Below are 26,148 nucleotides of genomic sequence, written 5' to 3' on the forward strand. Positions count from 1 at the left end.
CTTCAGCGTCGGTCACAGTGTAACCGACGCTAAGGCTGGCCAATTATCAGAACCAGGTTTCCATCTGGATACCGAAGTTCCATTCGCCGCCTGCTTTAAAGCCGGTGGAGCCAAAGGTATCTTCACTGGAGTAGTTATCCAGTCGCTTATCCCAGTCCATGTAGCTGGCAAACACGCGCAGTTCAGGGCGGCTAAAGAAGTTACCGATATCGCCGACCTTGAACGTTGGTGCAAAGGTCAGCTTATAGAAGCCGCCGCTAACCTGATTCAGGCTCCGATAGCCGCGCGGATCGAGGTCCATGTATTGATAGCTGCCTTCATAGGCCAGTGCAAAGTTTTCGGTGATTTCCTGAATCAGACGCGCATTAAAGGTGACCCATTCGTAGCTATCGCCGCTGACGTAACGGTCTTTGCTGGTTTGCGCCAGAATGGACGGTGCGAAGCTCCAGGTTTTGTTCAGCGCTGTCGTACCGTAGGTCGCAAAGCGCCAGGTGTTGGCATCGTTGGTCAGATTGCCATCGGAGCCGATGTTCTTCACTTCGCCGCCCAGACCGTGGCCGTAAAGGATCGCGGTTTTCGATGTCCCGTCGCGTAAGCCGTAGAAGCTGTCGCCGTGGTAAGCCACCATCGCGTGATAGCCTTTGTCGCCTGCATTGGTATTGGTGACGGCGAGGTTATCGCGGCTGGTACCGGTGTTTTCTTTGACATCGTTGTTCTTCGCGGTTAACCCGCTCAGCATGAACTGGAATGGCCCGGCGTAGTTGTTGGCAGTGAAGACGTAGTTTTTGATGTCGTTATCCAGCGAGGTAATTTCGCCGAGGCTGCGGCCATACAGCGAGAAGTTACTCTTGGCGCTATCCGCCCATTTCACGTCGTAGATCCCGCCGCCGGTGCCTGCGAGGAAGACTACGTCGCTGTCCAGCCAGTGAATATCGAAGTTATCGCGATCGAAACGTTTACCCGCCCACAGCGTGGTGTCCTTAAAGGCACCGGTGAAGGTTGGCAGTGAACCCAGCTCGACGAAGGCTTCACGGATGTTCAGGTCGCTGGTGGCCGCTGTCCAGTCGTTATAGCTGCGCTGGCCGTCTGCCATCATCACCTTGAAGCGGGTGGTTGCGCCGTTATCCAGCTTCTGTTTGTGCTCCAGTTTGATCTCGACGTAGGTGTCGTCTTCATTGCCTAAACGACCAATATGTCCGCCAGTCTGACCGGCTGGGGACATGCCCGGCCCGATATCGGTTTTGGAACTGGTGGCGGAATCATTGATCGACAGGCCAGAACGCGCATAGCCATGGAATTCAAATCCATCGGCGAACGATTTCTGCTTGGCCAACGCCGTCGTGCGCTGTTCCACCTGCTGAGTTTTCTGTTCAGTTTGCGTAGTGCGGGTGGCGAGCTGCTGGGTTTGTTTTTCAGCGGCGTCGGCTCTGGCCTCGGCGGCCTGGGCACGGGCTTCAGCCTGTTGCAAACGCTGTTCCATGGCGTTCAGGCGCGCTTCGATACTGTCGGTGTTGGCAGCGGAAACATAAAACGGGGAGAAGAGTAATAATCCTATCGTCACAGCAAGGTGGCTTGGTTTCATTTTTTCGTTCTCGTCGTGAAGGAGATTTATTGTTTTTTGATTTCTCATGTTTAGCTAAATTGCTAAACCGGTTTTTCATGAGGAAAATAAAAGCCAGCAGAAGGGTTAGCAAGAAATTTCACTCACCCGATTCTGTAACTGTGATCCTGACTACAAAACCGGGCGGTAACCGTATTAAGCGAAGGGCTTTAGTGCTTGTTTACGGGAGGGCGTGCAGCTGCTGCGCATAGGGGAGTGCGGTCATCGCGCCTTTTGCCGTGGTGGCCAGCGCACCGCACCGCTGCGCCTGCGCGATAATCGGGTCCCAGCTAGGCGGCTGTGACAGGTCGTCATACTGCGCCAGACCGTGCAGCAAACCGGCGACGAAAGCATCGCCCGCACCGGTAGTATCGACGGGCGTCACCAACGGCGCGGCAAAGTGTCGTAGCTGGTGGCGATCGTGCAGCCAGACGCCTTCGCTACCCAGCGTCACCAGCAAGAGTTGGGTAGGGTAGCGCTGCATAAACTGCTGAATCCCTGCTTCAACATCCGGTGTGGAACAGAGAAAGGCCAGTTCTTCACGCGATAGTTTCACCACGTCGGCCAGCATCAGCGCTTGTGTCAGACAGTCGCGCAGTTCCTCCTCGCTTTGCCAGAGATCGTCACGGATATTCGGGTCGAAGCTGACCCTTCCCTGTGCGGCTTTCACCTGCCTCATTGCTTCAAATGCGGTACTGCGTGAGGGCTCCTGCGAGAGTGCAATTGAGCAGAGGTGCAGCCATTCTCTCTGGTTGAACACCGGCAGGTCTTCCGACTGTAAAAACAGATCGGCACTCGGGCGCACCATAAACGTGAAGGTGCGCTCCCCTGTTTCATCGAGGCTCACGACCACGGTTGAGGTTCGGTGGAGCCTGTCGTGTGCCATGTAGCGGGTATCGACGCTTTCCTGTTCCAGAACCGCTTTTAGAAAATGGCCAAAAACATCGTCGCCGACGCGACCAACAAAGGCACTGTTTCCCCCCAGTCTGGCAATGCCGACCGCAACATTGGCTGGCGCGCCGCCAGGGCATTTCAGATAGCGTTCCGTATCTTCCGAGATGAGATCGACAACCGCGTCGCCCATGACCCAAATTCTGTTTGCCATAACGTTACTCTTATCAATGATAATTAGACTGTTTGCTAAAATAGAAGAATCGGTTTAGCTACGCAACGTCATTATGAAAATGTCTGCGTAATTACCTACAACGAGGAAATAAGCAGAGGGAGAGGCAGTTAGTTACAGGAATATATTAAGTGTTTGGATAATCATGTTTTTTTGACATAGTCGTGTAAAGAAAGGAAAGTGAACGAGAGCGGGTTTTTGAAATCGCGGGCTAAATAAAATACATTCTTGCCCGATACTCTCTATGTCGTTTGGCAGTACAGCGTGACTGTCACCAAGGAAGATACCAAGAAGGAGAGAAGGGCATGGCTCATAAAATCTTGGATAACATGTTGGATGAATTAAAGACCGTGGTTAAACAGCACGTCGGCGATAGTGCTGATGTTCAGATCGACATACGCTATCTGGAAGGAGGACGTAAAACACTTCGTATTACTATTCCTGATATTTCCACCCTGGAAATTGAATTTAATCGGCGTTCCGATCGTGCGTAATTACAACCTGCTTTGGGGAATATGGGCGATATGGGCTTTATTGGTTATCGCCTGGCTTATTGATATTTATAGCGAATTTCCCCTTCGATATTACGGTCAGGGAGTGGCTGCCGTACTCGCCGCAAGTGCCACGATCGCATTTTTCTATACTGTTAAAAGGAATAACACGATGTTTTCATTCGATAAAAACAAAAAAGACGCAAAAGAACCGCAAGAGCGCAGTGAAATAAACAGCTCTCCCTCTATCAGTCCATCGAACGAGTTGATTAATTCAGTGAACCCTGTGCGCGTGAAAAAAGATACCTTCATTTCTCAGGGCGCACGTATTACGGGCTCTCTGGCTGTGGATGGCAACATTACCGTGGAAGGCCGGGTAGAAGGTGATGTGCAGTGTGATAACACGATTAAGGTGGAGCACACCGGTCAGGTAAACGGCGAAATGAAATCGCAGCAGATCGTCATCAACGGTCGCGTTGAAGGACGCATTGCCGCCAGCGTCGTAGCCATTCTGGCGCAGGGAAAAGTATTCGGCGACATTTTCACCGATGAGCTCTCCATCGAAAAAGGCGGCGTCTTCACTGGCCAATCCCACCCGCTGACCCCGCCAACGCAGAGCCAGGAAAAACTGACCTACGTGGAAAAGAAAAAAGAGAAAACCAGCAAAACCCCCGCAGAGCAAGAGAACGTCGTCGCGCTAACGAGCAATGCGCCAACGGCGTGAGGTCGTAAGGTCATTCTGACAGGTAACGCCCATGCACAAGGAAGACATCATCGACCGGCGCTATTTCCAGTATTGGGGAAAAGCAAAAAGAGCCGCGGATGCGCTGGAGGGGGATGATTATCATCTGCTGCCTTATCACGGTTTGGATGTGGCGGCCTGCGGTTATTTTTTATTAAAGGAAAACTATTTTCAGGCTAATCATGTGCTGCGTGAACTGGTATTTGGCGATGATGATGTCGCCGCATGGTTTGCGTATTTTCTGGCCTGGCACGATATTGGAAAGTTTGCTCGTGGTTTTCAGAGCAAATATGCCAACCCTGATTCCCCGTTAGTCCAGCATTCGGGGCAGTCTGGGAGGGACAGGCATGACGATCTGGGCTTCTGGCTATGGACGATGCGTGGTGACATTCCCAATTTATTTCCTTTAGGGACGAAAAAGCCCACTTCGGTGGTGAAAAATACGCTGGAGATCTGGCTGAACATTGTTACCGGGCACCACGGCAAACCGGCGGCGGAATGCAAAGGCAGTCTGGCTTTTCATCGTGATGACTATCTGGCGGTAGAACATTACCTGCATGATCTGGAAACGTGTTTTCCCAACGCGTCTGCGTTCCCTGCCTGTTTCGCTGATAAAGGCTGGCGAAACAGGCTGAAGCAGCAAAGCTGGGCGCTGGCTGGCTTGACCGTGCTGGCGGATTGGCTGGGCTCGCGCCAGCAGGATTTTCGCTATTGCAGCACGCCGATGCCGCTTGAAACCTACTGGCGTGAACACGCGCTGCCGACGGCAGAAAAGGTCATCTCGCGTTTGCCACGAACCCCGTCTCCTGCTCCTTTCCATTCTATCCAACAGCTCTTTCCGTTTATCCAACGCCCAACGCCGCTGCAACAGCAGGCGCTGGAGGCTGATATTTCTGCTGACGGGCCGCAGCTTTTCATTTTAGAAGACGTGACCGGCGCGGGGAAAACAGAAGCGGCGATGGTACTGGCGCATCGGCTGATGGCGCAGCAAAAAGCGAGCGGTATTTATGTCGGCCTGCCGACGATGGCGACGGCGAATGCGATGTATCTGCGGCTTGCCAAGGCCTACCACGCATTATATTCACCAGAGCACAGCCCTTCGCTGATGCTGGCGCACGGAGCGCGGCATATGTCGTCAGCCTTTATGCAATCGCTGTGGGAAGGCGACAGTCAGGGGCAGGCGCAGTACGACAAGAAGGAAAACGCCGCCAGCAAAGACTGCGACATCTGGTTTGCGGACTCGCGCAAGAAAGCGCTGCTGGCGGATATCGGCGTGGGGACGCTCGATCAGGCGCTGATGGCGGTGATGCCATTTCGCCACCAGTCGTTACGGGTGTTGGGGCTACAGAACAAGCTGCTGATTCTGGATGAAGTGCACGCGTATGACGCCTATATGAGCAAGCTGATCGAACTGTTGATTGGCTTCCATGCACAGCAGGGTGGTAGCGTGATTATCCTCACCGCGACGCTGCCGCTTAATCTGCGAGAAAAGCTGACGTGGGCGTTCGCGCAGGGGATTGCGTGTGAAGCTGTACAGCTCAATCCCGACGCGGATTATCCGTGGATGACGCAGTTAACGCGTGAGTGTCTGCTGGAAGCGCGGTTGGATACACGGGCGGAAGTGCGACGCGAGGTCAAGATTGGCTGGTTGATGGAACGGTTGCAGGGCATTGAACGTGTGAAAGCTGCCGTGGCGGCGGGGCAATCGATCTGTTGGATCAGGAATACGGTGGATGACGCCATTGCCGTGTATCGCCAGCTCATTGAGGCGGGTATTGCAGAGGAAAATATGTTGCTGTTCCATAGTCGTTTCGCCTTTTGCGATCGCATGGCGATTGAGGAACAGGCGCTGACGTGGTTTGGCAAAGACAGTACGCCGGAGCAGCGTGCTGGCAAGGTGCTGATTGCCACGCAGGTTGTCGAGCAATCGCTGGATATTGATGTTGATAACATGATTAGCGACCTTGCGCCGATCGATCTGCTGATTCAGCGTGCAGGGCGGCTACAGCGGCATATCCGGTTTCTCGACGGGCGTCGTAAAACTGAAATGGACACTGCACCGCTAACGGATGAGCGCCCGGCGGCGGTGCTGCACATTATGGCACCGGTCTGGCAGCCGGAAGCAGGAGCCGACTGGCTGGGCGATGAACTACGCAACAGCGGCTACGTTTACCCCGATCATGCCGCGTTGTGGCGCACGCAGGCGATATTACGCGAACACGGCGCGATAAAAATGCCGGAAGCGGCGCGACAGCTGATCAACAGCGTGTATGAAGAACAGATCGCGGTGCCTCCGGCCTTGGAAGCGATAGCCAACAAGGTTCTGGGAGAACGATATGGCCAGCGTTCAGTGGCGGGTCAGTCATCGTTGGCGTTTGTACACGGTTACTGTGCTCAATCCAGCGACTCTGGCTGGAGCGATGCGGTGGATATCTCCACCCGCATAGGAGAGGAAACGCTGGATCTGTATCTGTCATGGAAACCGGAAAATGATGGCGAACTCCCGCAGCCGTACGCTGCGTCCGAAACCTTCGGCTGGGAGCAAAGCCGCGTGCAGGTTCGGTTAAGCTGGTGGCAGAAGCGTAAAACTGGATTACCGATACTGGAAGGTGACGCGCTGGAACAGTTTCGGCAGCAATTACACCGCCCACAGGCCGAAGTGCTGCTGCTGAATCGGGGTGAAACCCACGCGTTTTATAGTAAGCAGGTAGGGTTGATGCTCAGTCAATAAATGTCTCAACAGGCACATTAAAGTAGCGAGAAAAATCCTTAACTTGCTGTAATGTCATGGTTCGCTTACCGTTAATAATGTCAGAGATGACGCTTTGCGTTGCAATTTGCTTTAAATCTGACTGTTTCAGCCCTCTTTCTTCAATAAAAAAAGCTAAGGCTTCAGCCTGACTGACGTGGGGCACATCTCGGTGTTTCTTTTCATATTCATAGACTCTGTCCGCGATGAGCTCTGCAAAAGTGGCTGGAATATCATTGACATCAGAGGAATAGAGGTAAAGTTGATTGATGCACTCCATTCTTTCCTGAAGATCATTATCGTCTTCAATAGGTTCCATACAGGCAGAGAGTAAAACAGACAGGCTGTTAAGCTGCTCAGAGGCTTCCTGAAGTAGAAGAGGTAAATTTTCGATGAGCCCACTGATTCCTACAGAACTGTTAGAACCCAGAGATGTATTTCGCATAATTCACCTTTTTGTCTTCGTTTGAGCTTTCCACCACTTATCGTACTCTGCGTGAGAGCACACGTCTTTCACATACAAAGAACCCGTATTAGGGTTTAACCATGCTATGATTCTGCAATTTTTACCATTAATATCAAATGCATATATATCAAGTGGTCCTTTGCGGCTTTCGTTTTCTAGCAATGCGAAAGGTATGCGATCGACATTCCAGCAAGATGTATTTCGCCATACATGACATAACTGTTCGTAGGACTCAAACCGCAGCGATGGCTTGTCAAAAACATCCAGCCATAACTTCAAACCAACTTTCCATTTCGCATGCTTTTTCATCGCATCGGTGATGGCCTTGGCTGAGATGACTCTCATTCTTGCTCCCTAATAATATCGCAAATTGCGATAATTGCAAAAATACGGCGTATTCGGTACCTCACAGAGCGCGCTGTTAACATACAAAATATCCCTTGTTGCGGAAGATCTTTTTCTGCTATTCCCTGTGTTTTGTGCCAATTAAATAGTGCTTGCTGAGTGAGTCTGACAATCGCTTAACGATTGGCTGACGCCATGCGTAGCGTTCCCGTTATCGCTTTGAAGTCATTCGGATTCTCACCCTCGGAAGCCGATCTTGCGGCAGCGAAGCAACTATATCGCCAGACGTCGGAAGCAGGCAAATGGGAGTTTCTACTCTTATCGCACGAATAGGGGCTTTTGCGAGCAGTGCCGTAATTGGGGTGTTTATCGGTTAGTTATTTGCAAGGAATATGCTGGTTTCGTGCGATGAAGTGGCTTAAGAATAGTGAAATAGCTGCGCACGAAACATTCACTACTTTGACATACAGCAAACGAGTGCGAGTACAGCAGTATCCTCAGCCACAAACGTGAGCCATCTCTCTGGCGTCGCGGGCTGAATGCGTTAAAAAAGAGACTGTAGAACCAGCCGTAATCGGCTTGCCGCAGGGATGCGGCGTACACAGGAGGTACGATGTTTTCATTGATTGAAGAACCTTGGTTACCCGCCGTTTTTTCGGATGGTCGGATGGGTAACATTTCCCCGCAGCAGCTCTCCGACGACAATATTATCGATCTTGCCTGGCCGCGTGCCGATTTGCAGGGGGCGGGCTATCAGCTTCTTATCGGCCTGCTGCAAACCGCCTATGCGCCCGCTGATGACGATGACTGGAGTGAAATTTGGGAGGAAGGGCTGGGTGAAGATTTTCCGCAGGCGTTAGCCACGCTGGCATCGGCGATGCAGTTTGGCGTACAGAAACCCGCATTTATGCAGGATTTTGCCACGCTCGACAGCGATCCGACGCCCATTTCCGGCCTGCTGATTGATGCCCCTGGCGGCAATACACTCAAGCTGAACAAAGATCACTTCATCAAGCGCGGTACGGTCAACGCGGTGTGCCTGCACTGTGCGGCAATGGCGCTGTTCACACTGCAAACCAATTCTCCAGCAGGCGGTGTGGGGCATCGCACGGGGATGCGCGGCGGTGGGCCGATCACCACGCTGCTGATGCCGGAAGATACCAGTCTGCCGCTGTGGAAAAAACTCTGGATGAACGTGGTGACGCAAGAGGTGATGCCCAAGGGTAAACCCGATGCCACGGTGTTCCCGTGGTTAGCGGATACGCAGACCAGCGATGGCGCTCACCCACCCGTGACGCCGGAAAATGCGCATCGGCTGCAAGCCTATTGGGGCATGCCGCGCCGCATTGAGCTGGATTTCACCACGCTACAGACGGGTGAATGCGATCTGTGCGGTACGGAATCGACCACGCTGCTCACGCAGTATCGCACCAAAAACTATGGCATCCAGTACGACAGTTGGCGGCACCCGCTCACTCCCTATCGTCATGCGCTGAAAGGCGATGCCCCTTTTCTGTCGGTGAAAGGGCAGCCGGGCGGGCTGGCGTACCGTGACTGGCTGGGGCTGCTGGTTCAGGGGGAAGATAAGCTTAATAGCACCTTTCCCGCCACGGTCGTACACCACAATGCCCGACGAGATGAACTGCGTAGAGAGTCTGGGCTGTGGTGCTTTGGCTACGATATGGACAACATGAAGGCGCGCTGCTGGTATGAGCACCATGTTCCGCAGTTGTTTGCTTCTGCCCGTTTTCGTGATGATCCCCTAGCGTTGCGTGAATATAAAGATCATTTGCAACTGGCGGTAGAACTGGCGCGGGACAGTGCCACGCTGCTGCGTCAGATGACTAAGGAAGCCTGGTTTTCGCGCCCTAAGGACGCAAAAGGAGATTTCAGCGCCATTGATATTGCGTTCTGGCAGGAAACGCAGCCCGGTTTTATGCGGCTCTGTCGGTCTCTGGCTCAGGGCGATGCCCCCGCTACGGCGCTGAAAACGTGGCAAAAGGCACTCTATCGCTACCTGTTGGAGAACTACGATGCCCGCGTGTTTAGCAACCCAGACGAACATCGCGATCTGGTTAAGGCAGCGGGGACGCGGAAAAAGCTGAGTGCGTTTTTCTATAAGCAAAAAGCAGCAGAAACCATTAAACAAATGCAGGAGGCAGTGGATGGCAAACACGGCTGATTTTTTGGTCATCAACAAGGATGACGCAAAAAAGATTAGTGACTGGTTCGAGGCGCTACAAAATCGCCACAGCGCTGCGGGCAATGGTCGTGCGCGCCGGGCAGAGTTGCGCCGCGCCACACCGCCTTTTGGCGTGTTGACCTGTCAGGGATATCACGATTTGGCGGGAAAGCTCACCGCGCGGCTGGAAAAGGAACACCACATCGTGGCGCTGGCGATTTTTGTTTCTGTCGCGGCACATGCGACGAAAAACATGTTGAAGACCAGCTTCGCTGCCCAGCTAGGTGAAAAGCAGGGTGGCGATCGTCCTTTTCTTTCCCCTTTGCGTTTTGAACGGCTACAGCGGGCGCAAACGCCGGAAGAACTGCATCGCCAACTTTTCCGCGCGGTGCAAATACGCGGTGAGGCAGGTGTAAACCTCCCTTCGCTGGCGGATGGTATTTTCCTGTGGGTGGATGAGTGGCAGGCACGGCAGGAAAACCGTGCGCCGACGCTTCATCCTTTACGACGCAACGCCGTGCGCTGGGCGTGCGAGTATGCGCAGGCGTCACAAAACATCACCGCCGATGAGCCAGACACGACAGCAATGTTAACGACAGAAACGTCAACGACAGCTTCAGACAAGGAATAACTGATGACCACTTTTATCCAGCTTCATTTTTTAACTGCTTATCCGTCTTCTAACCTGAACCGTGATGATGCAGGTCGTCCTAAAACCGCAATCGTCGGCGGCGTCGAGCGTTTGCGAGTGTCCTCGCAAAGCCTGAAACGTGCATGGCGTACCTCTGAGGTGTTTGAGTCCGCAATGGACGGCCATATCGGCACCCGCAGTCGTCGCATTGGGCGCGACATCTACAATACGTTGATTGCGGGCGGTATGAGTGAAAAGCTGGCCGATGAAGCGGCGAAGAGCATTGCTGAACAGTTCGGTAAACCGAAGAAAGAAGAAAAAGGCAGTAAAGATCCGCTGGAAAAATATGATATCGAACAGCTCGCTCATTTCAGCGTGCGGGAAAGGGCGTTGATCGATCAACTGGTTGCTCGCCTGATTGCAGAATCGCGTAAGCCGAATAGCGAAGAACTAAAACTGCTGCGTAAGGATGCCGCCAGCGTCGATATCGCGCTGTTTGGCCGGATGCTGGCCGCCGAACCGGAATTCAATGTCGAAGCAGCCTGTCAGGTGGCACACGCGCTGGGCGTGAGTGCTGTCACCATCGAAGATGACTTTTTCACGGCGGTGGATGATCTGAATACGTCAGCCGACAGCGGATCGGCGCATATGGGCGAACAGAGCTTTGCTTCGGCGCTGTTCTATCACTATGTCTGCATTAACCGCGATCTGCTGCTGGAAAATCTGAATAATGATGAAGCGCTGGTGGCGCGTACCCTGCGTGCGCTGACGGAAACGGTGCTGACCGTATCGCCGGGCGGCAAGCAGAACAGCTTTGCCAGTCGGGCGCTGGCAACCTATGCGTTGGCAGAAAAGAGCACCGATCAGCCGCGTACCTTGTCGGTCGCGTTTTTCAAACCTATTCGTAGTGACGATCAGGTCAATGACGCCATCGATCTGTTGCGTAAACAAAAAACCAAATTTGACCGGGTGTACGCCTCTGCGGGCGGCGTTCCTTCCTATGAGCTGAACGTGGAAGCTGACAGCGAGGGCGGTTCGCTGCAAGGGTTACTGGATTTCATCAGCCAGTAGGAGCGCGCTATGGATAACTATCTGGTCTTCCAGGTCTACGCCCCGCTAATGTCGTGGGGGGAAGTGGCGGTCGGTGAGGTGCGCCACACCTCGACGGTACCCAGCCGTTCGGCGCTGCTGGGGCTGTTGGCGGCGGCGCTAGGGATCCGGCGTGACGAGCGAGCCGCGCTGACGGTTTTTAACCAACATTACCATGTTGCGGTGCGGCCGCTTTCCGATCGTGAAACCTGGTTGAATGACTACCACACGGTGCAGATGCCGAAAGAAAACCGCAAGGTGCCGCGCTACACAAGGCGTGATGAATTACGGCCGGAGGCAGGGCAATCGCTCGAAACCATGCTGACCTCACGCGAATACCGCTGTGATGCCTATTACCACATCGCCATTAGCGCCACACCGGATGCACCTTACTCGTTAAGTGCGCTGCGGGATGCACTGTTATCACCGGTGTTTACGCTTTATTTCGGGCGTAAAAGCTGTCCGCCTGCGCTGCCGTTGGCGCCGCACCTGTTTGCTGGCACGTTGGCTGAGGTGTGGCAGTTAGCAAAGCAGACGCCTGCGCTGAACGATCTCGCGTTAGAGATGATCGGCCGTGCCGAGGGCGTGTGCTACTGGGAGCAGGAAACCGACACAGGGCTAACGGAGCAATATCGGGTCTCACGAAACGATCAGCCCGCCGATCGACGGCGCTGGCAGTTCACCTCCCGCGTGCAATATGTCGGCAGTGAAAAGGGAGATGAATAATGTATTTTTCCAGAATAACGCTGCAACTCAATGCGTTGCCGCGTGTGATGGCGGAAAAGCGGCTGCATGCAGGGGGCTATGCCAGCCACCAATGGCTCTGGCAGCTTTTCCCTGAACAGCTTCAGCGTTCGTTCCTGTTCCGCGAAGAGGCGCATGAAACCAAAAGCCTGTTTTACCTGCTTTCTGAAAAGGCACCGCAGGCGGGTCACAATCTGTTTCAGGTGGAAACCAAGCCCTATCAACCGCAGTGGCATAACGGCATGACGCTAGCATTTTCGCTACGTGCTAATCCGGTGGTCACGCGAGACGGCAAGCGGAGCGATGTGCTGATGGATGCGCGTCATCAGGCGAAAGTTGCCGGGCTATCTGGCGTAGAACTGTGGCGGCACCAACAGCAGCGTGCTCATGACTGGCTGGTGCGTCAGGGGGAAAACGCGGGCTTTGCGGTGTCGTCGTGTCGGGTCGATGGCTATCAGCGCCACCGCCTGAATAAGCCCGGCCAGTCGGCGGTGATTATGTTCAGCAGCGTGGATTATGACGGCGTGCTTCACATTACGGATGCTGAACGCTTTGCGACGGCTGCCCGACAAGGGTTAGGAAAAAGCAAAGCATTGGGGTGCGGCCTGCTGCTGCTGAAACGGGCGTAGCCTGCCCCGTTACAGGGAGAGTTGACGATGTATGTTCCGCTTAACCCGATCCCGCTGAAGGATCGGGTTTCACTCATCTTTCTGCAATACGGGCAGATTGATGTCATTGACGGTGCGTTTGTGCTGGTGGATAAAACCGGCGTGCGAACGCATATTCCCGTGGGGTCGGTTGCCTGCATCATGCTGGAGCCGGGTACGCGGGTTTCTCATGCGGCTGTGCGGCTAGCTGCAACGGTCGGGACGCTGCTGGTATGGGTCGGCGAAGCGGGTGTACGGCTGTATGCGTCTGGCCAGCCCGGTGGTGCGCGGTCGGATAAATTGCTCTATCAGGCCAAGCTGGCGTTGGATGAGGAATTGCGCCTGAAAGTGGTGCGCAAAATGTTTGAGCTACGCTTTGGTGAACCTGCGCCGAGCCGCCGTTCGGTCGATCAGCTCAGGGGAATTGAAGGTGCTCGCGTGCGCCAAACGTATACGCTGTTGGCGCAGCAGTATGGCGTGAAATGGAATGGCCGACGTTACGATCCAAAAGACTGGGAACGAGGCGACAAGGTCAACCAGTGCATTAGCGCGGCAACGTCCTGCCTGTACGGTATTACGGAAGCGGCCGTGCTGGCGGCGGGCTATGCGCCAGCAATCGGGTTTGTCCACAGCGGCAAACCGCTTTCTTTTGTCTACGACATTGCCGACATCATCAAATTCGAGGGGGTGGTGGCGAAAGCTTTTGAAATTGCAGCCCGCAACCCTGCCGAGCCGGATCGTGAAGTTCGGCTTGCCTGTCGTGATATTTTCCGCAGCCAGAAAACGCTGAGCAAACTGATTCCCTTGATTGAGGATGTCTTGTCTGCGGGTGGCATTACGCCGCCGCTACCGCCGGACGATGCACAGCCGCCTGCAATTCCAGAACCGAAACCGTTTGGTGATAGCGGCCACCGGGGGCAGGGTTAAATGAGCATGCTGGTGGTTGTGACGGAAAATGTCCCGCCGCGTTTGCGCGGCAGGCTGGCGGTGTGGCTACTGGAAGTCCGCGCGGGAGTGTATGTCGGTGATACCTCACAGCGGGTGAGAGAAATGGTCTGGCAGCAGATTATCGAACTGGCAGAACAGGGCAACGTGGTGATGGCGTGGGCGACGAATACGGAATCCGGCTTTGAGTTCCAAACCAGGGGCGAAAACCGCCGAATGCCGGTAGATCTGGATGGCCTGCGGTTAGTCTCTTTTTCACCTATTGAAAATCAATAAGTTAGCGATCTTTAACAACATGGAAAAATCGGTAGAATTTTTTATGCCGAAAAAAGTGTTATAAAACAACTCTCTACTTTTAGAGTGTTCCCCGCGCCAGCGGGGATAAACCGCACCACGACATGGCGTATCGCGCGGATGGTGCGTGTTCCCCGCGCCAGCGGGGATAAACCGGGAGCCACCGACAGACAGGTTGTCCGGCAGACGTGTTCCCCGCGCCAGCGGGGATAAACCGCCGCTCCAGTTCTGGCCAGCATTCAACATCGCGTGTTCCCCGCGCCAGCGGGGATAAACCGAACTAGCGGGAATCATCAAACTACAAGCAAAAGTGTTCCCCGCGCCAGCGGGGATAAACCGTAGCCGCTACCGGCGTATGAACAGGTAGATGAGTGTTCCCCGCGCCAGCGGGGATAAACCGGCGTATGAGGGACAGATTTCGACCACTGATGTGTGTTCCCCGCGCCAGCGGGGATAAACCGCGCTCTCTGTTCCGGCTGTGGTTATTTCTGATGTGTTCCCCGCGCCAGCGGGGATAAACCGTCCATCCACTTTTCGTTAATCAGCGGCTGTTCGTGTTCCCCGCGCCAGCGGGGATAAACCGCCACTGGTAACGATTCCGTTATCGCATCATCAGTGTTCCCCGCGCCAGCGGGGATAAACCGGAATGGGTTACGCCTTTGCAAGTTCGCCGTTCGTGTTCCCCGCGCCAGCGGGGATAAACCGGTGGTTCTAATAAATTACAGGGACTTGTAGGAGTGTTCCCCGCGCCAGCGGGGATAAACCGAGGAAATTGATGGAAACACTATTTGCGCTGGTGTATTCCCCGCGCTAGCGGGGATAAACCCTAATCCGTGGAAATCGCTAAAGAATTAGCTGTTCTGGCTCACAGTTGTACAGCTTAGCTAGCTTTTTTCGGGTGCGTTTCTGCGGTCTTGAATCTGGGGATTCAAGCTGAGAGACGGCGGCTTGGGTAATGCCAAGTGCGGTTGCAACCTCTTGCTGTGAGAGGCCCCTAAAAATTCGCCAGGCTGCCTGTAAGCTGATGTCTTGATCAATGTGAATACTCACTACTTCATGAGGAATGGAGACATCATCCTCTTCGCTATGAGCGTAGGGAATGCTCTCATAAAGGGCGGGTTCATCAGCGTTTGCGATAAGTTTCTGGTATAACTCATACGGAACAACAACATATTCAGGTTTACCGCTTTTATCCCGAATGACTTGTATGCTCATAGTGTATTGCTCCAACATTTTCTTGCGATGGGTAAAAATCAGTTGTGGTGTAAAGAGGGATACGCTTCCCTCCTCAATATGTCGTTGTGGTCCTTCGCTTGACTTCAAGTATCTCGCACACTTGTGGTTCGCCGTTGATGAGCTCAAAGATAATGCGGTAATCTCCAACTCGTAGACGATACCGTTTGCCAGACGATTCGAGTTTTTTCAGATCCAGATTCACATCTGGAAATGTACTAAGCTCGCCCACTTTGTCTTTGATTCGTCTTCGATATCTGGTGTCAATTGTGCCGAGTTGTTTTAATGCCCGTTTTGACCAACTAACCTTAGTCATGAATCCCTCAAACGAAAGCCTTCCCTGATATAAGTTAATTATAAGACAATTTAACGATTTTTCTTATGTTTTGTTTATGGTTTTGCTGTGCCTTCAGGGATAAACCGTGGCTGCGCAATTCTGTGATGCGTGGCAATGCGAATCTTCCCCGCGCCAGCGGGGATAAACCCTAATCCGTGGGAATCGCTAAAGAATTAGCTGTTCTGGCTGACAGAGTATTACCGGAGGAATAAAGAATGATGTACGCAGACGCCATCAAGGCCGCTAACAACCTGACGAGTATCGTACCATTCCTCGGAGGCAGCACCTCTCGTAAGGATTATGAGGATGCGCTGAAACTCACTGAATACCTGATCGAGAGTGAGCCTGATAGTCCGCTAATCGATATGCTGACTGCTAAAATTGACAAATACGAAGATGATGCACCGGAGTTTTCTGCCTTCAACGAACGTGTTAAAGCTCTGCCTGCTGGTATCGCTTTACTGCGCGTCCTCATGGATCAGTACCAGCTAACGCAGAGTGATTTTGAAGCTGAGATCGGTAAAAAGTCACTGGTATCCCGCATTCTAAATGGTGAGCGCACTCTAACGCTTGATCACATGAGAGCGCTTGCTAAACGATTCGATATTCCTGTGAGTGCTTTTGTTGATTGACGCGACGGTTCAGCAATTCTTGCTAAGAGCGGAATTATGCATCTCGTAAGGAATAAACAGCGGTATGACGCTATGGCTGGCTGTTGTCTAAGTACTCCCCGCGTTAGCGGGGAGTACCTTAATGATTAAAAGTAATCGTCTATATGCTTGTAAATATTGATAGAAAGATCACAGAATGGATGCTGTAATAAAACATAGGAAATGTATGTGCCTATCTTTCTATTATATTACCCATTAAATTATATCTCCTTAAAAGTAGTTGTTCTTCTGCTTTTGTTTTTTCCTTTTCTGCATTTTCTTTATCTGTTTCTGCTATATTTTCAACGACATTTAAAACTGCGTCGAATCGAGCCGCTACTTCAGATGCGTTTAGTACTCCATTCATAGAAAGGAAGCATAAACTATTTAAAGAATAAACTAAAACATTAGTGGTGGTGTTTCTTTTTGCCAGATCCACTATGGCTGTTTTTAAGCTGGCATCAATTTTTGCATCATTTCCTAATTTATCAGTCAGCTCGGCAGCTACAGTGCCATCAATGGTCTTTGCCGTATCCGCTGGTGCATCGGGACAATATTTAGCATTGACACTATTTGGTATTAAGATGCCAACTCTCTGGCTTGAACTGCTTCTGACAAGCGTTGGTGAATCATTCTCAATGGTTTTTGTAACCATACACCCAGATAACAACATAGCGATAGATATAACAAGAATAACTCTCATTTTATTCACCTATATTGACGAATAGTGGGAGGCGATTTTTAAATTAGGTTGTCTTTTTATTTGCTACTTAGTGCCGACGTTTAACGGCACCTATTAAACCTATAACACAAGTATGAAAATTTTCATTATGGTTTTTATATTTAATTGGGATTGTTTTATTATTTTCATTTCCTGCTAATTATTTACTGCGTTACTTCAAGACGATGGATATGCATTGATTACTTCCAATTTATGTCAATATACTTGTAATCATTAGATATAGTGGATGAAAAATATTGGCATTTACAGGTTATATCGATATTCGGTTGAGAAAGAATATTTTTAACAGGGAAATTTTTACCGAGAAATAGAAATAAAAGCGCAGTGGTATAGCTCTTGCAGCAGTGTGCAGCGTTTAATTCAGCAACTGAACGTTTTCCGGATGTATGAAATCAAACTGGCAGAACAGGGAAACGTGGTGATAGCGTGGGCGAAAAACACGGAATCTGGCTTTGAGTTCCAAACCTGGGGCGAAAACCGCCGAATGCCGGTAGATCTGGATGGCCTGCGGTTAGTCTCTTTTTCACCTATTGAAAATCAATAAGTTAGCGATCTTTAACAACATGGGAAAATCGGTAGAATTTTTTATGCCGAAAAAAGTGTTATAAAACAACTCTCTACTTTTAGAGTGTTCCCCGCGCCAGCGGGGATAAACCGCATATGAATCCCTACGAGATATAGCGTAATCCGTGTTCCCCGCGCCAGCGGGGATAAACCGGCACCGGCATCACCAGTCTGCCGGACAACCTGGTGTTCCCCGCGCCAGCGGGGATAAACCAGGGACATAAGCGTACCTGCGCTCAAACACTTAGGTGTTCCCCGCGCCAGCGGGGATAAACCGGCAGTAGCGATACATTCAGGTAAATCAAGCAAGTGTTCCCCGCGCCAGCGGGGATAAACCGGACAAAGTAGCCAAAACCGTGCCAGTGAATACGTGTTCCCCGCGCCAGCGGGGATAAACCGAAGAAGTAAAAGATAAAACCCCTATCTCTAGCGTGTTCCTTGCGCAAGTGGGGATAAACCGTTCGCTGCGTTCATTATGGACCAAGACACACCGTGTTCCCCGCGCCAGCGGGGATAAACCGAAGTTCAGAATGGACGTCTCTGGGTGGCTGATGTGTTCCCCGCGCTAGCGGGGATAAACCGGGGAGAACATTGCCACCGGGTATTCCGCCGGAGTGTTCCCCGCGCTAGCGGGGATAAACTGGGCTTATACCCCTTGTTTCATGTTGGTCTAAATATCCCCTGCACGGTTCAAATCCAGCCTCTGGCTGGCGCGATGGGGGATTGCGTGTCAGTATTAAAGCACGCCATTTTTGCACTCACCGTAATGGTGACGCGCTATGCCAATGATTTTTGTCTTCCATACGTTACCGTAAGGAGGTGATATGAAAGTTGAAGCCGCAGAGTCGTCCGTTTTTGCCAGCCAGCAGGTGATGGCGAAGCGTTCTACCGAGCATGCAGAGAAAGCGGCGCTGTCCGAACAGCTTCAGTCTTATCAGGCGGGCAGCGGTGCCGTTCCTGCTGGTCAGACGACACGGTATGATTTCACCCGCATTAGCCCTGCCGAACTGTATGAAACGGTTGAAGGCCTTGTTAGCAGTGGGCGGTTGGGACGTGAAGAAGGGTCTGCGCTGCTGGGTTTTGTCTCGTCACCGAGAGCCGAAGGGGGAAGTATTCCACCTTCCAATGTGTTCCAGCCAATTAATGTTTTCGACACCATTCAGCAAGGCGTTGCGGGCGCATCATCCCGTAGCGAAGTGCAAAATACTGAAAGCCTGCAACGTGCCGCAGAAGCGCTGAACCGCTTTCAGGGACAGGTCTCCAGCATTAGCGTTTACGTTTAGCGTATTCCGACGCGCCGTAGTCTGATGACGTCTATCTATCCCCGCATTTGCGGGGATAGTCGTTTTATACCGCGCTCATCGTTTTAGGCTTCGTTCAGCGTGGGGTCTGAGCTTTGATCTCCGTCAGCAGTGCGATCAACGCCTGCACGTTGTTGTCCTGCGTGCGCCAGGATGACACGCTGATGCGCAGCGCCGGACGCCCCTGCCAGACGGTGCCGCCAAACCATGCTTTACCAGACGCCTGTAGCGCTTCTCGTATCGCCGTCGTTTGGCGGTCGGTTTCCCCCCGCAGCAGAACCTGATTGAGCACAACCCGGTTCAGTACCTCAAAACCCGCGTGACGAAGGCCGCCAGCGATGAGTGTCGCCTGTCGGCAGTGCCGTTCGACCATCTCTGCTACGCCATCACGCCCCAGCGTACGCAGTACCGCCCATACCGGAATGCCGCGCGGACGACGGGAAAATTCGAGCGTCAGATTCTTCTGCGCATCGCGTGCCGCACTGGAGTAAACCGCATCTGCGTTCATGGCCTCGGCCAGCACGTCCGCATTGCGGCAAATCGCCATCGCGCAGTCGTAGGGGGTGTTTAGCCATTTATGCGCGTCCGTTGTCCAACTGTCGGCCAGTTCGATGCCGTCGGTGAGCGCCGCGTGGGATGAGGCTCTGGCCCACAGTCCGAATGCGCCGTCAACGTGAACCCAGGCACCCGCCGCTTTTGCGATGGGAATGATCTGCGCAAAGTCATCGAACTCACCCGTGTTTACTTCACCCGCCTGCAAACAAAGAATCGTACGATCGTCCAGCGGAGGAAGCTGCGATACATCAATCTGCCCAAACGCATTCACGGGCGCGATACGTAAATGGCGTAGCCCAAAACCGAGTACGCGCAGCGCTTTCTTGACGGTGATGTGCGTCAGTTCCGAAATCACGACCTTAATTTCAGGCGCGCCGTTCAGTCCATCGTTGTCAAAATCCCAGCCCTGTTTTGCCAGCAGGGCACGACGCGCGGCGGCCAGACAGGAAAGCGTACAGGCCGTGGCGCTGGTGCCGAACCCCACGGCGCTTTCCTTGGGTAAGTTCAGCGCATCGAGTACCCAGCGGCTGGCGAGGCGTTCCAGCGTGGCGGATACCGGCGAATTATCAAAGGTGGACGCGCACTGATCCCAGGCGATCATCAATCGTTCGGAGGCGGCGGCAACCGGTAATGAGGCACCGATAACAAAGCCGAAATAGTTCGGGCCATTGGAGGCGGTGGTGGCCGGTGAACCGACTTCATCCAGCAGCGCCAGCGTGCTTTCGGGCGAGAAGCCCTGTTGCGGCAGCGTTTCATCAAAACGTGCCAGCGCCGCGATGGCATCTGCATCGGGGAAAACCCGACGCTGTGCAGTCTCAGCCAGATAACGTCGGCCGCGCTCGTCGGCATCAGCCAGTAAAGTCAGTTCGCTCATGCTTTTTCCCTTATCAATATGGTTTTTTATCAAGAAACGTTGTTCCGCTATCACGATGGCGTGGAGGCGGTCGGTGACGGCGCTGAAATGGGCAGTGTCATTTTCCAGAAAAGCAGCGCCAGTAGACTGACGGCTGCACCAAGGAGGCACACGCCTGACCAGCCCGCAGCGTCATACGCCGCGGTGGTTGCCATCGCACCCAGCCCGCTGCCGATGCTATAAAACAGCATATAACAGCCAACCAGACGGCTGTGCGCATCAGGATGCGTCTTGAAAATCATACTTTGGTTAGTGACATGAATGGCCTGTCCGCCCAGATCGAGCACGATGATGCCGACCACCAGCGCGAAGAGAGAATAGGGCGCTAGCCACAGCGGCAGCCACGATGTCAGCAACAATAACAGGGCGATGCCGCTGACCCACTGTTCTCGCCCTTTATCGGCTAGCGAACCCGCTTTCACGGCCGCCAGTGCGCCGAGAATACCGACCAGACCAAACGCACCGATAACCGTATGAGAAAAGAAATAAGGTTCGCGACTCAGCGGCAGAACTAACGCGCTCCAGAAAATGCTCAGGGCAGCAAACATCAGTAAAGCGATGACGCCACGTATTTGCAACACCCGTTCTTTGCGCAACAGGGTCAGCATAGAAATCAGCAACGCGGAATAGCGCGGGCATTGCCGGGCAGATGGCTGATGCGGCAGCGCCCGCCATAAAAGTAAGGCAAGCAGGAGCATCAGCAGCGCGGAGAAAAAGTACACGCTGCGCCAGCCTGCTAGATCGGCGATGAAGCCGGATAGCACGCGCGCGAGCAACAGCCCAATCACTACGCCACCCTGTGCCGCACCCACCACGCGCCCGCGCTCCTGCGGGGCGGCAGCCGTCGCGGCATAAGCAATCAGCCCCTGCGTCATTGCCGTACCGAGCATGCCCACGGCCAACATGCCGATCAATAAAGACAGGGGCGTGGTGGATAGCCCAACGGCGATCAGCGCCACGATGAGCGCACCCAACTGGGCGAGCATCAAATAGCGCCGATTGAAGATATCACCCAGAGGTACTAGCAAAACTAACGCCAGCGCACAGCCAAGCTGCGTTGCGGTCATCACGCCGCCAACGGCAGCGATACTGATGTGAAAATCTACCGATAATGCATCCAGCAGCGGCTGTGCGTAATAGACATTGGCGACGCTGAGGGCGCTGGCACAGGCAAACAGCAAAACTAAAGCGCGTGGTAATGCCGTCTGCGTGCTGTAAAGATCGCCTTCGGTGACGGATGACGTGGTATGAATAGGGCTTGTTTTCATTGTATTGGCTTTCATCATTCAGTTTGGTTTCAAAATAAAACCACTTGAAGCGTAAATACTCTGGTTTTATTCTGCAACCAAAAAACGTGCGGTCAGTTTTCAGCCTGTGGGTAAGGCAGGTAGGATGAACAGGAAAAAGGAGAGGAAGTATTCATGGTGAAGCGCAAAAGTCTGAAAGAGGATGCGTGTCCCGTCGCCCGCGCGCTGGATGTGGTTGGCGATCGCTGGGCGTTGCTGATTATCCGCGATGCCTTCGACAATCGCCGCCGTTTCGGCGATTTTCAACGCAGTTTGGGCGTTGCCAAAAATATTCTTACCGATCGTCTGCGTACCCTGGTTGAGGAAGGCATCTTGTCCGTTCAGCCCGTTTCCGAAAGCTCGGCCTATCAGGAATATATCCTGACGCCAAAAGGCGAACAGCTATTCCCACTCGTCGTGGCGCTACGCCAGTGGGGGGAGCAACAGCTGTTTGCGGAGGGAGAATCTCACTCCCTGCTATTGGATAAACACACCGGGCAGCCTCTGCAAACCATGTTGCCGCATTCTGCGGAAGGGCAGTTAGTGGTCGGGCAGGATACGTTCGTTCAGAAAGTGGATTGAGGCAGCGCAATGCAGAAAGAACCGAGAGAAATAAGCAGCGATCTTGAAGCAATCTCCCGCTATTTGAAGAAGTTGCACGTACTGACGTTATGCGTGGGTGAAAATTCGGAATTATGGTGTGCGAGTTGCTTCTATACTTATGACGATCAACAAATAGCCTTCTATCTAATGACAGAGTTGCAGACGCGTCACGGTGAAATCATGGCAAGGTTGCCGCAGGTGGCCGGCACGGTCAGCGGCCAGCCGAAGAGTGTGATGCTGATTAAAGGCGTGCAGTTTCGGGCGCAGGCGGTGCAGTTGGAGGGAGATGACGCGCAGCAGGCCAGAGCACGGTACAACGCGCGTTTCCCTATTGCCCGAGCATCGCAAGCGCCGATCTGGCGGCTCGATCTGACAGAAATCAAAATGACGGACAATACGCTGGGCTTTGGTAAGAAACGCCACTGGCAGCGCGACGAGCAGGCTCTTCAGCGCTAATCGTGCTTCAGGGATAGCGGTGTCATAGATAAGAACATAAACGTAAAAAGATGGGATAGTGAAAGACGTAGAGCAAGGGGGAAAACCGATGAGCCGAGTACTATTATTAGGTGCAACGGGGTTAGTGGGGCACGAGTTGTTACAGCTGTTGAAAGCCAATAATCGGGTTGAGACGATCTATGCGCCGACCCGTAAGCCGCTGGCACCGTCGGAGAAAGTGATCAATCCGCACGATCCCGATCTGTCTGCCGCGCTGGCGCAATTGACCGATCCTGTCGACATCGCCTTTTGCTGTCTGGGATCGACGCTTAAGACGGCAGGCAGTAAGCAGGCGTTCCGCTATGTGGATTACACGCTGGTGGTGGAAGGATCAAAAGTGGCGCTGGCGCTGGGTGCGACGCACCTGTTGGTCGTCAGTTCTCTGAGTGCGAATGCGACGTCGCCTTTCTTCTATTCGCGAGTGAAGGGAGAAGCGGAAAAATCGCTGCGTCAGCAAGGCTGGCAACATCTGACATTGGCACAGCCGTCGATGCTGCTGGGGGAAAGAGAGGACAGCCGTCCGCTAGAAAGTCTGGCTGCCCCGCTGTTCCGCCTGTTCCCGGCAAAGTGGCGAGCCATTGAGGGGAAAACGGTCGCGCAGGCGTTGCTGAATCAGGCGTTCTCACCTGAGCCCAAAGCGCGGGTTACCGTGCTGGAATCCGATCAATTACGTTCACTGGGTAAGCAGCAGGCGCTTCAGTAGCCTCCTGTCGATCAACGCAGGCGGTGGACAACCTGATTGCTGCTGCCGCGCCAGATCAGTGCGGGATCTTTCAGATCTTGCACAAATTTTCCATCGACTAACACGTTGATGAGATCGACCACCCGCTGCTGCTCCGGCGTAAGTTCCGCCAGCACGTAGCCCGTCCAGACCCAGATATCTTTGCCTGGGCATTCCGCGCGTATCCGTTCGACTAACCGCAGGATATCAGGCACATTCTGAGGGTGAAGCGGATCGCCGCCAGACAGCGAAATTCCCTGCCGGGGGATCGCGGTATCCTGGAGATCGGCGATGATCCGATCTTCCTGTTCCTGCGTAAACGGCTGACCGGAGTTGAGTCGCCAGGTGCTTTTGTTGTAGCACCCCACGCACTCATGCACGCAGCCAGCGACAAACAGCGTGCAGCGGGTGCCGGGGCCGTTGACGACATCAACGGGATAATACTGGTGGTAATTCATACGGTAGAGCCCATGTTATGAAGCGGGCGCGTGTTGACGGTGCCGCGAAAGGGGGCCGCATTGCTGCGGCCCGGAAGGGATCACCCCAGTTGACCGTTGCCTAAATGCTTGATGCGACGCTTCACTTCTTCCTGCTTACCCGCGTTGAACGGGCGTGCATCCGGGCTACCGAGGTAGCCGCACACGCGGCGCGTGACGGAAACGCGGGCCGAATCGTGGTTGCCGCATTTCGGGCAGGTGAAGCCTTTGCTGGTGCACTCGAATTCACCGGTAAAGCCACACTCATAGCATTCGTCGATCGGCGTGTTGGTGCCGTAGTATGGCACGCGGCTGTAGCTGTAATCCCACACGTCTTCCAGCGCTTTGAGGTTGTGTTGCAGGTTCGGGTATTCGCCGTAGCAAATGAACCCACCGTTAGCCAGCGGCGGATAGGGCAGCTCGAAGTCGATTTTCTGGTAAGGGTTCACCTTCTTCTCCACATCAAGGTGGAAGCTGTTGGTGTAATACCCTTTGTCCGTCACGCCCTGCACGACGCCAAACTCGGCGGTATCCAGACGGCAGAAGCGGTCGCACAGGTTTTCACTCGGTGTGCTGTACAGGCTGAAGCCATAGCCCGTTTCGTCTTTCCACTGCTCGGTGGTGGCTTTCAGGCGAGTGATAACGGCCACGGCTTTGGCACGCAGCGCCTCGTCATCAAACACGTGCGTTTGGCTACCGAAGAGCGCGTTAATCGTTTCATGCAGGCCGATATAGCCCAGCGAAATCGAGGCGCGCCCATTCTTGAAGATGTCCGCAATGCTGTCGTCCGCTTTTAAACGCACGCCGCAAGCCCCTTCCATATACAGGATTGGCGCAACGCGGGCTTTCACGCTTTCCAACCGCGCAATGCGCGTCATCAGCGCTTTCTTCGCCAGCGCCAGACGCTGGTCGAGCAGCGTCCAGAAGCGATCTTCATTGCCTTCGGCCTCCAGCGCGATGCGCGGCAGGTTCAGGCTGATCACACCTAAGTTATTGCGGCCGTCGTGAATCTGCTGGCCGTTTTCTTCATAAACGCCGAGGAAGCTGCGGCAGCCCATTGGCGTTTTGAACGAACCGGTGACGTTCACGACCTGATCGTAGTTCAGAATATCTGGGTACATGCGCTTGCTGGCGCACTCCAGCGCGAGCTGTTTGATATCGTAATTTGGATCGCCCGCTTTGTGGTTCAGACCGTCGCGGATAGCAAAAACCAGTTTCGGGAATACCGCCGTTTTGTGGTTTTTACCCAGTCCGGCAATGCGGTTGCGCAGGATCGATTCCTGAATCAGACGCGATTCCCAACTGACGCCGAGCCCGAAACCAAAGGTCACGAACGGCGTCTGGCCGTTAGCGGTGTGCAGCGTGTTAACTTCGTATTCCAGTGACTGGAAAGCGTCGTAGCACTCTTTTTCCGTGCGGGTTAGAGCATAATTTTCCGCATCTGGAATCTGCCACTCTTCTGCCACCGCTTTATGTTTCGCATGGCTGGCGGTGACGAACGGCGCCAGAATTTCATCAATACGGTTAATCGTGGTGCCGCCATAAATGTGGCTGGCAACCTGCGCGATAATCTGCGCGGTGACGGCGGTAGCGGTTGAGATCGACTTCGGTGGCTCAATCTCCGCGTTGCCCATTTTGAAGCCGTTGGTCAGCATGCCGTTCAGGTCGATCAGCATGCAGTTAAACATTGGGAAAAAGGGCGAGTAGTCGAGGTCGTGATAGTGAATCTCACCGCGCTCGTGCGCCAGTACTACATCACGTGGCAGGATGTACTGTTTGGCGTAATGCTTGGCGACAATACCAGCCAGCAGATCGCGCTGGGTGGGAATCACTTTACTGTCTTTGTTGGCGTTCTCGTTCAGCAGCGCCATGTTGCTCTGCTCGACCAGACCGCGAATTTCCTGATTCAGGCGACCGTGGCGTTCACGCGCAATATCGCGGTCATGGCGGTATTCGATATAGGTTCGCGCCAGTTTTTTGTAATTGCCTGACATCAGCAGGTTTTCGACCGCGTCCTGAATATCGCGGATATCCACGCGCGATTTATCCTGCATTTGTTGAGCGACCGCACAGGCCACAGTTGCACAGTAGTCTGCATCATTGACACCGGCTGCATGTGCCGCGCGTTCGACCGCCTCTTTGATACGCACTTCATCAAAAGGCACCTGGCAACCGTCCCGTTTAATCACTACTGGTTTCACGTTTTCTTCCTCTGGAAAGGTTA

27 protein-coding genes and 2 CRISPR repeat arrays are annotated in these 26,148 nt (G+C 53.5%); of the genes, 16 read left to right on the forward strand and 11 right to left on the reverse strand.

Translation table 11 applies throughout. The features are described 5' to 3' along the window. Window positions 1–46: 46 nt before the first annotated feature. A complete protein-coding gene (locus BUB06_RS04870; RefSeq protein WP_039470386.1) occupies window positions 47–1,582 on the reverse strand; it encodes a carbohydrate porin in 1,536 nt (511 codons plus the stop codon). Between the two features lie 199 nt (window positions 1,583–1,781). Next, complete coding sequence (locus BUB06_RS04875; RefSeq protein ID WP_039470387.1) at window positions 1,782–2,705, reverse strand: aminoimidazole riboside kinase; 924 nt, start codon at window positions 2,703–2,705, stop codon at window positions 1,782–1,784. A gap of 323 nt (window positions 2,706–3,028) precedes the next feature. On the opposite strand from BUB06_RS04875, the gene BUB06_RS04880 reads away from it, so the two are divergent. From BUB06_RS04880 to BUB06_RS04890, 3 genes are all read left to right on the forward strand, one after another. Then, window positions 3,029–3,217: a hypothetical protein gene (locus BUB06_RS04880; protein ID WP_039470389.1), complete on the forward strand. Its 189-nt coding sequence runs from the start codon at window positions 3,029–3,031 to the stop codon at window positions 3,215–3,217. Window positions 3,218–3,386: 169 nt separating this feature from the next. Then, window positions 3,387–3,938, forward strand: a complete 552-nt coding sequence (locus BUB06_RS04885) for a bactofilin family protein (protein ID WP_039470391.1) — start codon at window positions 3,387–3,389, stop codon at window positions 3,936–3,938. Between the two features lie 31 nt (window positions 3,939–3,969). Further along, window positions 3,970–6,687 carry a CRISPR-associated helicase/endonuclease Cas3 gene (locus tag BUB06_RS04890; RefSeq protein ID WP_039470392.1) on the forward strand — a complete coding sequence of 906 codons (2,718 nt, stop codon included), beginning with the start codon at window positions 3,970–3,972 and terminating at the stop codon, window positions 6,685–6,687. On the opposite strand, the gene BUB06_RS04895 is transcribed toward BUB06_RS04890, so the two are convergent. Both BUB06_RS04895 and BUB06_RS04900 read right to left on the reverse strand, forming a co-directional pair. After that, window positions 6,677–7,150, reverse strand: a complete 474-nt coding sequence (locus BUB06_RS04895; protein ID WP_039470394.1) for a helix-turn-helix domain-containing protein — start codon at window positions 7,148–7,150, stop codon at window positions 6,677–6,679. The genes BUB06_RS04890 and BUB06_RS04895 overlap by 11 nt on opposite strands. 3 nt (window positions 7,151–7,153) lie before the next feature. After that, the gene (locus tag BUB06_RS04900; protein WP_039470396.1) at window positions 7,154–7,516 is read right to left on the reverse strand and encodes a type II toxin-antitoxin system HigB family toxin; all 363 of its coding nucleotides are present in this window, start codon (window positions 7,514–7,516) and stop codon (window positions 7,154–7,156) included. A gap of 613 nt (window positions 7,517–8,129) precedes the next feature. Between BUB06_RS04900 and casA the strand changes: the two genes are divergently transcribed. The 7 genes from casA to cas2e (BUB06_RS04935) are packed head-to-tail and all read left to right on the forward strand — an operon-like array spanning window position 8,130 to window position 14,030. Further along, the gene (gene casA, locus BUB06_RS04905) at window positions 8,130–9,698 is read left to right on the forward strand and encodes a type I-E CRISPR-associated protein Cse1/CasA (RefSeq protein ID WP_039470397.1); all 1,569 of its coding nucleotides are present in this window, start codon (window positions 8,130–8,132) and stop codon (window positions 9,696–9,698) included. Continuing rightward, a complete protein-coding gene (casB, locus tag BUB06_RS04910) occupies window positions 9,682–10,329 on the forward strand; it encodes a type I-E CRISPR-associated protein Cse2/CasB (protein ID WP_039470398.1) in 648 nt (215 codons plus the stop codon). The genes casA and casB overlap by 17 nt, the downstream gene beginning before the upstream one ends. A gap of 3 nt (window positions 10,330–10,332) precedes the next feature. After that, window positions 10,333–11,400, forward strand: coding sequence for a type I-E CRISPR-associated protein Cas7/Cse4/CasC (gene cas7e, locus BUB06_RS04915; protein WP_039470399.1), 1,068 nt, complete (start codon window positions 10,333–10,335; stop codon window positions 11,398–11,400). Between the two features lie 9 nt (window positions 11,401–11,409). After that, window positions 11,410–12,144, forward strand: coding sequence for a type I-E CRISPR-associated protein Cas5/CasD (gene cas5e / locus BUB06_RS04920; RefSeq protein WP_039470400.1), 735 nt, complete (start codon window positions 11,410–11,412; stop codon window positions 12,142–12,144). Beyond that, window positions 12,144–12,791, forward strand: a complete 648-nt coding sequence (gene cas6e / locus BUB06_RS04925; RefSeq protein ID WP_039470401.1) for a type I-E CRISPR-associated protein Cas6/Cse3/CasE — start codon at window positions 12,144–12,146, stop codon at window positions 12,789–12,791. Before cas5e ends, cas6e begins: the two co-directional genes overlap by 1 nt. 27 nt (window positions 12,792–12,818) lie before the next feature. Further along, complete coding sequence (gene cas1e, locus BUB06_RS04930; protein WP_010308688.1) at window positions 12,819–13,736, forward strand: type I-E CRISPR-associated endonuclease Cas1e; 918 nt, start codon at window positions 12,819–12,821, stop codon at window positions 13,734–13,736. After that, window positions 13,737–14,030, forward strand: coding sequence for a type I-E CRISPR-associated endoribonuclease Cas2e (gene cas2e / locus BUB06_RS04935; RefSeq protein ID WP_039470402.1), 294 nt, complete (start codon window positions 13,737–13,739; stop codon window positions 14,028–14,030). Between the two features lie 84 nt (window positions 14,031–14,114). After that, window positions 14,115–14,875: direct repeats of the CRISPR family, unit length 29 nt; unit sequence GTGTTCCCCGCGCCAGCGGGGATAAACCG. Window positions 14,876–14,891: 16 nt separating this feature from the next. Here cas2e (BUB06_RS04935) and BUB06_RS04940 read toward each other — a convergent pair. Then, the gene (locus tag BUB06_RS04940; protein ID WP_039470403.1) at window positions 14,892–15,263 is read right to left on the reverse strand and encodes a helix-turn-helix domain-containing protein; all 372 of its coding nucleotides are present in this window, start codon (window positions 15,261–15,263) and stop codon (window positions 14,892–14,894) included. A gap of 73 nt (window positions 15,264–15,336) precedes the next feature. After that, window positions 15,337–15,597 carry a type II toxin-antitoxin system RelE family toxin gene (locus tag BUB06_RS04945; protein WP_010310024.1) on the reverse strand — a complete coding sequence of 87 codons (261 nt, stop codon included), beginning with the start codon at window positions 15,595–15,597 and terminating at the stop codon, window positions 15,337–15,339. A 236-nt stretch (window positions 15,598–15,833) separates the two neighbouring features. On the opposite strand from BUB06_RS04945, the gene BUB06_RS04950 reads away from it, so the two are divergent. After that, complete coding sequence (locus BUB06_RS04950; protein WP_039470404.1) at window positions 15,834–16,250, forward strand: helix-turn-helix domain-containing protein; 417 nt, start codon at window positions 15,834–15,836, stop codon at window positions 16,248–16,250. A 211-nt stretch (window positions 16,251–16,461) separates the two neighbouring features. Here BUB06_RS04950 and BUB06_RS04955 read toward each other — a convergent pair whose 3' ends face one another. Beyond that, window positions 16,462–16,971, reverse strand: coding sequence for a hypothetical protein (locus tag BUB06_RS04955; protein WP_039470405.1), 510 nt, complete (start codon window positions 16,969–16,971; stop codon window positions 16,462–16,464). 346 nt (window positions 16,972–17,317) lie between these two features. Here BUB06_RS04955 and cas2e (BUB06_RS04960) point away from each other — a divergent pair, with 346 nt between their 5' ends. Beyond that, entirely contained in the window at window positions 17,318–17,554 is a 237-nt protein-coding gene (gene cas2e / locus BUB06_RS04960; RefSeq protein ID WP_048329119.1) for a type I-E CRISPR-associated endoribonuclease Cas2e, read from the forward strand. Between the two features lie 84 nt (window positions 17,555–17,638). Further along, window positions 17,639–18,217: direct repeats of the CRISPR family, unit length 29 nt; unit sequence GTGTTCCCCGCGCCAGCGGGGATAAACCG. Between the two features lie 181 nt (window positions 18,218–18,398). Continuing rightward, on the forward strand, window positions 18,399–18,857 hold the full coding sequence (locus tag BUB06_RS04965; RefSeq protein ID WP_039470406.1) for a hypothetical protein: 459 nt from the start codon (window positions 18,399–18,401) through the stop codon (window positions 18,855–18,857). Window positions 18,858–18,951: 94 nt separating this feature from the next. Here BUB06_RS04965 and BUB06_RS04970 read toward each other — a convergent pair whose 3' ends face one another. Next, a complete protein-coding gene (locus BUB06_RS04970; protein WP_039470407.1) occupies window positions 18,952–20,304 on the reverse strand; it encodes a pyridoxal phosphate-dependent decarboxylase family protein in 1,353 nt (450 codons plus the stop codon). A gap of 50 nt (window positions 20,305–20,354) precedes the next feature. Further along, on the reverse strand, window positions 20,355–21,611 hold the full coding sequence (locus BUB06_RS04975; protein ID WP_039470408.1) for an MFS transporter: 1,257 nt from the start codon (window positions 21,609–21,611) through the stop codon (window positions 20,355–20,357). A 153-nt stretch (window positions 21,612–21,764) separates the two neighbouring features. Between BUB06_RS04975 and BUB06_RS04980 the strand changes: the two genes are divergently transcribed. The 3 genes from BUB06_RS04980 to BUB06_RS04990 all read left to right on the forward strand — a co-directional run bounded on the left by BUB06_RS04980 (window position 21,765) and on the right by BUB06_RS04990 (window position 23,430). After that, window positions 21,765–22,211: a winged helix-turn-helix transcriptional regulator gene (locus BUB06_RS04980; RefSeq protein WP_039470409.1), complete on the forward strand. Its 447-nt coding sequence runs from the start codon at window positions 21,765–21,767 to the stop codon at window positions 22,209–22,211. A gap of 9 nt (window positions 22,212–22,220) precedes the next feature. Continuing rightward, window positions 22,221–22,688, forward strand: a complete 468-nt coding sequence (locus tag BUB06_RS04985) for a YhbP family protein (protein ID WP_039470410.1) — start codon at window positions 22,221–22,223, stop codon at window positions 22,686–22,688. Between the two features lie 88 nt (window positions 22,689–22,776). Then, the gene (locus tag BUB06_RS04990) at window positions 22,777–23,430 is read left to right on the forward strand and encodes a Rossmann-fold NAD(P)-binding domain-containing protein (protein WP_039470411.1); all 654 of its coding nucleotides are present in this window, start codon (window positions 22,777–22,779) and stop codon (window positions 23,428–23,430) included. An 11-nt stretch (window positions 23,431–23,441) separates the two neighbouring features. Here the strand turns inward: BUB06_RS04990 and nrdG are convergent, their stop codons facing one another. Together nrdG and nrdD are read right to left on the reverse strand one after the other, a co-directional pair. Next, window positions 23,442–23,906 (reverse strand): anaerobic ribonucleoside-triphosphate reductase-activating protein, encoded by a 465-nt coding sequence (gene nrdG / locus BUB06_RS04995; RefSeq protein WP_039470412.1) that lies wholly within the window; start codon window positions 23,904–23,906, stop codon window positions 23,442–23,444. An 80-nt stretch (window positions 23,907–23,986) separates the two neighbouring features. Next, window positions 23,987–26,125, reverse strand: coding sequence for an anaerobic ribonucleoside-triphosphate reductase (gene nrdD, locus BUB06_RS05000; protein ID WP_039470413.1), 2,139 nt, complete (start codon window positions 26,123–26,125; stop codon window positions 23,987–23,989). Between the last annotated feature and the right edge of the window lie 23 nt (window positions 26,126–26,148).

Source organism: Pectobacterium carotovorum (genome assembly GCF_900129615.1).
In the GTDB taxonomy this organism is placed as follows: Bacteria; Pseudomonadota; Gammaproteobacteria; order Enterobacterales; family Enterobacteriaceae; genus Pectobacterium; species Pectobacterium carotovorum.

What these genes read in the sequence shown, in the direction of transcription:
- BUB06_RS04990 (WP_039470411.1), top strand. Translation starts at nt 22,777, where the DNA reads ATGAGCCGAGTACTATTATTAGGTGCAACGGGGTTAGTGGGGCACGAG.
- BUB06_RS04950 (WP_039470404.1), top strand. Translation starts at nt 15,834, where the DNA reads ATGATGTACGCAGACGCCATCAAGGCCGCTAACAACCTGACGAGTATC.
- cas7e (WP_039470399.1), top strand. Translation starts at nt 10,333, where the DNA reads ATGACCACTTTTATCCAGCTTCATTTTTTAACTGCTTATCCGTCTTCT.
- BUB06_RS04975 (WP_039470408.1), bottom strand. Translation starts at nt 21,611, where the DNA reads ATGAAAACAAGCCCTATTCATACCACGTCATCCGTCACCGAAGGCGAT.
- BUB06_RS04880 (WP_039470389.1), top strand. Translation starts at nt 3,029, where the DNA reads ATGGCTCATAAAATCTTGGATAACATGTTGGATGAATTAAAGACCGTG.
- BUB06_RS04875 (WP_039470387.1), bottom strand. Translation starts at nt 2,705, where the DNA reads ATGGCAAACAGAATTTGGGTCATGGGCGACGCGGTTGTCGATCTCATC.
- BUB06_RS04940 (WP_039470403.1), bottom strand. Translation starts at nt 15,263, where the DNA reads ATGAGCATACAAGTCATTCGGGATAAAAGCGGTAAACCTGAATATGTT.
- cas2e (WP_039470402.1), top strand. Translation starts at nt 13,737, where the DNA reads ATGAGCATGCTGGTGGTTGTGACGGAAAATGTCCCGCCGCGTTTGCGC.
- cas1e (WP_010308688.1), top strand. Translation starts at nt 12,819, where the DNA reads ATGTATGTTCCGCTTAACCCGATCCCGCTGAAGGATCGGGTTTCACTC.
- BUB06_RS04980 (WP_039470409.1), top strand. Translation starts at nt 21,765, where the DNA reads ATGGTGAAGCGCAAAAGTCTGAAAGAGGATGCGTGTCCCGTCGCCCGC.
- BUB06_RS04885 (WP_039470391.1), top strand. Translation starts at nt 3,387, where the DNA reads ATGTTTTCATTCGATAAAAACAAAAAAGACGCAAAAGAACCGCAAGAG.
- cas5e (WP_039470400.1), top strand. Translation starts at nt 11,410, where the DNA reads ATGGATAACTATCTGGTCTTCCAGGTCTACGCCCCGCTAATGTCGTGG.
- BUB06_RS04900 (WP_039470396.1), bottom strand. Translation starts at nt 7,516, where the DNA reads ATGAGAGTCATCTCAGCCAAGGCCATCACCGATGCGATGAAAAAGCAT.
- casA (WP_039470397.1), top strand. Translation starts at nt 8,130, where the DNA reads ATGTTTTCATTGATTGAAGAACCTTGGTTACCCGCCGTTTTTTCGGAT.
- BUB06_RS04890 (WP_039470392.1), top strand. Translation starts at nt 3,970, where the DNA reads ATGCACAAGGAAGACATCATCGACCGGCGCTATTTCCAGTATTGGGGA.
- BUB06_RS04985 (WP_039470410.1), top strand. Translation starts at nt 22,221, where the DNA reads ATGCAGAAAGAACCGAGAGAAATAAGCAGCGATCTTGAAGCAATCTCC.
- BUB06_RS04945 (WP_010310024.1), bottom strand. Translation starts at nt 15,597, where the DNA reads ATGACTAAGGTTAGTTGGTCAAAACGGGCATTAAAACAACTCGGCACA.
- BUB06_RS04970 (WP_039470407.1), bottom strand. Translation starts at nt 20,304, where the DNA reads ATGAGCGAACTGACTTTACTGGCTGATGCCGACGAGCGCGGCCGACGT.
- BUB06_RS04955 (WP_039470405.1), bottom strand. Translation starts at nt 16,971, where the DNA reads ATGAGAGTTATTCTTGTTATATCTATCGCTATGTTGTTATCTGGGTGT.
- BUB06_RS04965 (WP_039470406.1), top strand. Translation starts at nt 18,399, where the DNA reads ATGAAAGTTGAAGCCGCAGAGTCGTCCGTTTTTGCCAGCCAGCAGGTG.
- nrdG (WP_039470412.1), bottom strand. Translation starts at nt 23,906, where the DNA reads ATGAATTACCACCAGTATTATCCCGTTGATGTCGTCAACGGCCCCGGC.
- cas6e (WP_039470401.1), top strand. Translation starts at nt 12,144, where the DNA reads ATGTATTTTTCCAGAATAACGCTGCAACTCAATGCGTTGCCGCGTGTG.
- BUB06_RS04895 (WP_039470394.1), bottom strand. Translation starts at nt 7,150, where the DNA reads ATGCGAAATACATCTCTGGGTTCTAACAGTTCTGTAGGAATCAGTGGG.
- BUB06_RS04870 (WP_039470386.1), bottom strand. Translation starts at nt 1,582, where the DNA reads ATGAAACCAAGCCACCTTGCTGTGACGATAGGATTATTACTCTTCTCC.
- casB (WP_039470398.1), top strand. Translation starts at nt 9,682, where the DNA reads ATGGCAAACACGGCTGATTTTTTGGTCATCAACAAGGATGACGCAAAA.